4 protein-coding genes and 1 pseudogene are annotated in these 4,981 nt (G+C 63.0%); 1 reads left to right on the forward strand and 4 read right to left on the reverse strand.

What is annotated here, in order from left to right; all coding sequences use genetic code 11:
• The 4 genes from betA to betI form a co-directional block, all read right to left on the reverse strand.
• Positions 1 to 1,472: choline dehydrogenase (betA, locus tag EN984_RS22640; protein WP_127383955.1), on the reverse strand; the 1,472-nt coding region annotated here is incomplete at its 3' end.
• Positions 1,465 to 2,466: a threonine/serine dehydratase gene (locus EN984_RS22645; RefSeq protein ID WP_127267969.1), complete on the reverse strand. Its 1,002-nt coding sequence runs from the start codon at positions 2,464 to 2,466 to the stop codon at positions 1,465 to 1,467. The genes betA and EN984_RS22645, both read right to left, overlap by 8 nt.
• On the reverse strand, positions 2,466 to 3,995 hold the full coding sequence (gene betC, locus EN984_RS22650) for a choline-sulfatase (RefSeq protein WP_127267968.1): 1,530 nt from the start codon (positions 3,993 to 3,995) through the stop codon (positions 2,466 to 2,468). Before betC ends, EN984_RS22645 begins: the two co-directional genes overlap by 1 nt.
• Positions 3,992 to 4,582, reverse strand: coding sequence for a transcriptional regulator BetI (gene betI, locus EN984_RS22655; RefSeq protein ID WP_127267967.1), 591 nt, complete (start codon positions 4,580 to 4,582; stop codon positions 3,992 to 3,994). The genes betC and betI overlap by 4 nt, the downstream gene beginning before the upstream one ends.
• A gap of 203 nt (positions 4,583 to 4,785) precedes the next feature.
• On the opposite strand from betI, the pseudogene EN984_RS22660 reads away from it, so the two are divergent.
• Positions 4,786 to 4,981, forward strand: a pseudogene (locus tag EN984_RS22660) (thiolase domain-containing protein); the annotation flags it as partial.

A 4,981-nucleotide genomic window follows, 5' to 3' on the forward strand; every position in this document is an offset into this window, starting at 1 on the left:
CCAATGACCCGGCATTCCGGATCGACGACGCTCATCATGTCGTCGGCGCGGCCCATCTTGCAAGTGCCGCAAGGATGGTAGGCGCTCTCGGCATGATCGCGGATGAAGATGTCGAGCTCGTCGTCCGACTGCATGTGGCTGCCCGGCGAGATTTCCTTGCCCCGATAGGGGTCGAACGCCGACTGCCCGAAGATCTCGCGCGTCAGCCTGATGCAGTGGCGGAACTCGGCCCAATCGTCTGGATGCGACATGTAGTTGAAGCGGATCACCGGCTTGGATTTCGGGTCCGGCGAACGCAGCGTCACCGAACCGCGCGACTTCGAGCGCATCGGTCCGACATGCGCCTGGAAGCCGTGCGATTTCGCAGCCGCCTTGCCGTCATAGCGGACTGCCGCCGGGATGAAATGGTACTGGATATCGGGGTAGTCGACGCCGGCGCGCGAGCGCACGAAGGCTGCCGCTTCGAAGTGGTTGGTGGCGCCAAGCCCGGTCTTGAGGAACAACCACTGCGCTCCGATGAGTGCTTTCGAGAACGGGTTCAGCACCGAATTGAGCGTGATCGGCAGCAATGATTCCTGCTGGATGTAGAGCTCCATATGATCCTGCAGATTGCGGCCGACACCGGGCCGGTCGGCCACCACCGGAATGCCGTTTGCGCGCAAATGCTCGGCCGGGCCGATGCCGGACAGCATCAGTATCTTGGGCGAATTGATCGACGATGCGGCGACGATCACCTCACGTCGCGCCTTAACGACCTGAATCTGTTTGTGAGCTTCGATCTCGACGCCGATGGCGCGTTGATTCTCGATGATCACGCGCCGCGCAAAGCCCTTGACCAGACTCACATTTTTGCGCTTCAGCGCCGGCTTCAGATAGGCTGATGCCGCCGACCAGCGGCGGCCGCCGCTGATGGTCTGCTCCATCGGCCCAAACCCTTCCTGCTTGGAACCATTGTAGTCGTCGGTCAGTTCGAACCCGGCCTGGCGACCAGCCTCGACAAAGGCGCCATAGAGCGGATTTTTACGCGAGCCGCGCTGCACATGCAGCGGCCCGCCGTGGCCGCGCCAGCCATCCTCGCCGCCGTCCGAATCTTCCATACGCTTGAAATAGGGGAGCACGTCGGCGAAGCCCCAGCCGGCCGCACCCTCTTCGGCCCAATGGTCGAAATCGCGGGCGTGGCCGCGCACATAGACCATACCGTTGATCGAGGACGAGCCGCCGATCACCTTGCCGCGCGGTGTCGCCAGCACACGGCCGCCGAGATGCGGCTCCGGCTCGCTGGCAAAGCCCCAGTCATAGAGGCTCATGTTGAGCGGGATCGAAAGCGCCGACGGCATCTGGATCAGCGGCCCGATATCGCTGCCGCCGAATTCGATGACGATGACCGAATGCTTGCCGTCTTCAGACAGGCGATAGGCCATGGCCGAGCCGGCCGAGCCGGAGCCGATGATGACGAAATCTGCTTCAAGCATCGTTCATATGCGCCATGAAATCGGCGAGCGAGACATTGCCGCCGGTAGCCACAACAAAGGCGGTCTTGCCCCTCACATCCACCTTGCCGCCGAGCAGTGCGGCGAGCGAGGCGGCCCCCGAGGGCTCGAGCACCAGCTTCATGCGCTCGAAGGCGATCCGCATGGCGCTGCGCACCGATTGGTCGTCGACGGTGATGCCGCGAACACCGGCGGTCTTGACTGCCGCGAAAGGCGCGTCGCCCGGCCGTCGCGACATCAGCCCGTCGCAGATCGACTTCGGCCCGATCGGCATCGTCTCGATGCTGCCATGTGCCAGCGACGAGCCCATGCCGTCGAAACCTTCAGATTCGACGCCGATGATCTCAGTGGCGGGCGACAGATAGTGGAAGGCGAGCGAAACGCCGCCGATCAGCCCACCGCCACCGACCGAGCAGAACAAAAGATCGGCGCTGGCGCCTTTGGCTTCGAGTTGGTCAAGCGCTTCGAGGCCGGCGCCCGCCTGGCCGGCAACGATCTCCGGATCGTCAAATGGATGCAGCAGGGCCAAGCCTTCGGTCTCGGCGATCTCGCGTGCCTTGGCGGCGGCGACTTCCTCACGCGCGCGTTCGCCATGGTCGGTCAGCACGACGCGGGCGCCATAGCCGGCCGTAGCATCACGCTTGGCGGTCGGTGCGTCGATCGGCATGACGATGGTGACGGGAATGCCGAGCGCCTGGCCGGCAGCCGCCAGCCCTTGCGCGAAATTGCCGGAGGAGTAGGCGACGACGCCTTTCCTGGCCTCTTCAGTGGAAAGCTGCTTCAGGCGCCAATAGGCGCCGCGCACCTTGAACGATCCGGCCCATTGCAGCGATTCCGGCTTGATGAAGACGCGGGCCGCACCCGTCTCGCGGGCCAGTACCGCCGATTCCAGCAGCGGTGTGATCTGCGTCGCCCTGGAGGTGACGGCGTAGGCCTGCTTGAGGTGGTCGAGGGAGGGGACGAGAAGGTCTGACATCATTCGCCTCGCGGATACCTTTTGCTCTCTTCGAGATTGTCGAGGTTCATGTGATTGCGCATGTAGCGCTCGGACGCTTTTTGCAGCGGCTGGAAATCCCAGGGGTAATAGGCGCCGTTGCGCAGCGCCGGATAGACGACCCAGCGGCGCGCCTGGCTTTCGCGGACAGCGGCGTCGAAGCCGGCCATGTCCCAGCGCGACTGGACCTTGTCCATGAATGCCGCCACCAGGCCCGCATTGGCCGCGTCATCGACCAGATTGTCCCGTTCGAGCGGATCGGCTTCGAGATCGAACAGTTGCGGCGGATCGAGTTCGCAATGGACGAATTTGTATCTGCCGTCGCGGATCGCCACCAAGGGCGCGTTGGACCCTTCGGCCGCATATTCCATCAGCACCGGCGCGGTGCGCTCAAACCCCTTGGTGAGCGGCAGCAGCGACTGGCCGTCGGTCCACGGCGCGATTGCAGCGATGTCGATGCCGGCGAGGTCGCAAAGCGTCGGCGCCACGTCAAGATTGGAAACCGGCGTCTCGATCAGCCCGGCGTGAACGCCCTTGCCGGCAATCACCAGCGGCACCCGCGCCGAGCCCTCGAAGAAGCTCATCTTGAACCATAGGCCGCGCTCGCCGAGCATGTCGCCGTGGTCCGAGCAGAACAGGATGATGGTGTCGTCGGCCATGCGGGTGCGCTCGAGAACATCCAGGATCTCGCCCAGCTTGTCGTCGACATAGGAGATGTTGGCGAAATAGCCCTGCCGCGAACGACGCACCTGTTCCGGCGTGATCTCGAAGGAAGGATAGTCGCTGGCGTGGTACAGCCGCCGGGAATGCGCATCCTGCTCGTCATGCGCGATGAACCCGGTTTCCGGGTTCAACGCCTGGCAATGCTCATAGAGATCCCAATACTGCTTGCGCGCGACATAGGGATCATGCGGGTGCGACAGCGAGACGGTGAGGCACCATGGCCGATGGCTCGCATCGTCCTGTTCGCGCGAAAGCTGATAGAGCTTCTGTGTGGCTAGGAACACGACCTCGTCGTCATACTCCATCTGGTTGGTGATCTCGGCAACGCCGGCGCCGGTCACCGAGCCCAGATTGTGATACCACCAATCGATACGCTCGCCGGGCTTGCGGTAGTCCGGCGTCCAGCCGAAATCGGCAGGGTAGATGTCGGTCGTCAGCCGTTCCTCGAAACCGTGCAGTTGGTCCGGCCCGACGAAATGCATCTTGCCCGACAGGCAGGTGTAGTAGCCGGCAGCGCGCAGATGATGGGCGAAGGTCGGGATCGACGAGGCGAATTCGGCGGCATTGTCGTAGACGCCGGTGCGCGACGGCAATTGCCCGCTCATGAACGAGGCACGGCCTGGTGCGCAGAGCGGCGAGGCCGTGTAGTTGTTGGCAAAGCGCGCCGATCGCGCAGCCAACGCTTTCAGATGCGGTGTGTGCAGAAAATCCGCCGGGCCGTCCGGAAACAAGGTTCCGTTGAGCTGGTCGACCATGACGATCAGAAAATTGGGTCGCTTCGTTGTCACTGTTTGCGCCGCTCGCCGAGTTTTGTTTCGAGATAGTCCTCGACCAGCGCGATTGCGGTCGCGGCATCAGGCACGCCGTCTTTCAGCGCCCGCCTGATGTAGAGCCCGTCGATCATCGCCGCGGTCGCTTCGGCGGCGCGGTCGGCCTCGGCCCTGGGCAGGATGCCGACAAGCCCGCTCATCAGGTTCGAGTGCAGCCGCCGCGCATAGACCCTGAGCAGCCGGCGCAAGGCCGATGATTTCTGCGCCTCGACATAGAAGGCGAGCCAGGCGGCGATGGTTTCCGGCTGGAACTGGATGTCGGAGAAGTTGACGGTGACCACCGCCGAAACGCGCTGGCGCGCGGTACCAGCCGATTGAAGGGCGCGTCGCATGTCGATGGTCAGTTCGGCCAGGATGTGCCGCATCGTCGCCAGCAACAACTCGTCCTTGGCGCCGAAATAGTGATGGGCAAGAGCCGACGAAACCCCGGCGCGTCCGGCGATCTCGGACATGGTGACGTCGAGCGAGCCGCGCTCGCCGATCGCCGAGATCGTCGCGTCGATCAGCGCCTTGCGGCGCAGCGGTTCCATTCCGACTTTCGGCATCTCGCGATGATCCTTTGAGAAAACAGGATTATTTTTTATTGACGCGTCAATCAACAAAAAAATCGACCGCGATCTTGGCTGTACCAAGCGATTGTCCGCCTCCCGCCCTTCACGAAGTGGGCAAGATTGTTTATATTTGAACAATAAAGGCGAAATGCGCCGTGAGCCCACATGTTAGGCTGGCGCCAAGGATGGAGACCGCCATGACCGCATGCATCGTTGGCTGGGCGCATTCGCGCTTCGGCAAGCTCGAGGGCGAAACGCTAGAAAATCTGATCGTCAAGGTGGCAACCGACGCGCTCGACCATGCCGGCATCGGTCCCGACGAGGTCGACGAGATCGTGCTCGGACATTTCAACGCCGGCTTTTCGGCGCAGGATTTTACCGCCAGCCTGGTGC

The organism is Mesorhizobium sp. M7A.F.Ca.CA.004.12.1.1 (assembly GCF_003997835.1).
Lineage (GTDB): Bacteria > Pseudomonadota > Alphaproteobacteria > Rhizobiales > Rhizobiaceae > Mesorhizobium.

Bases quoted from the DNA above. Each gene is read 5' to 3' on its own strand.
- EN984_RS22645 (WP_127267969.1), bottom strand. From the start codon at position 2,466: ATGTCAGACCTTCTCGTCCCCTCCCTCGACCACCTCAAGCAGGCCTAC.
- betI (WP_127267967.1), bottom strand. From the start codon at position 4,582: ATGCCGAAAGTCGGAATGGAACCGCTGCGCCGCAAGGCGCTGATCGAC.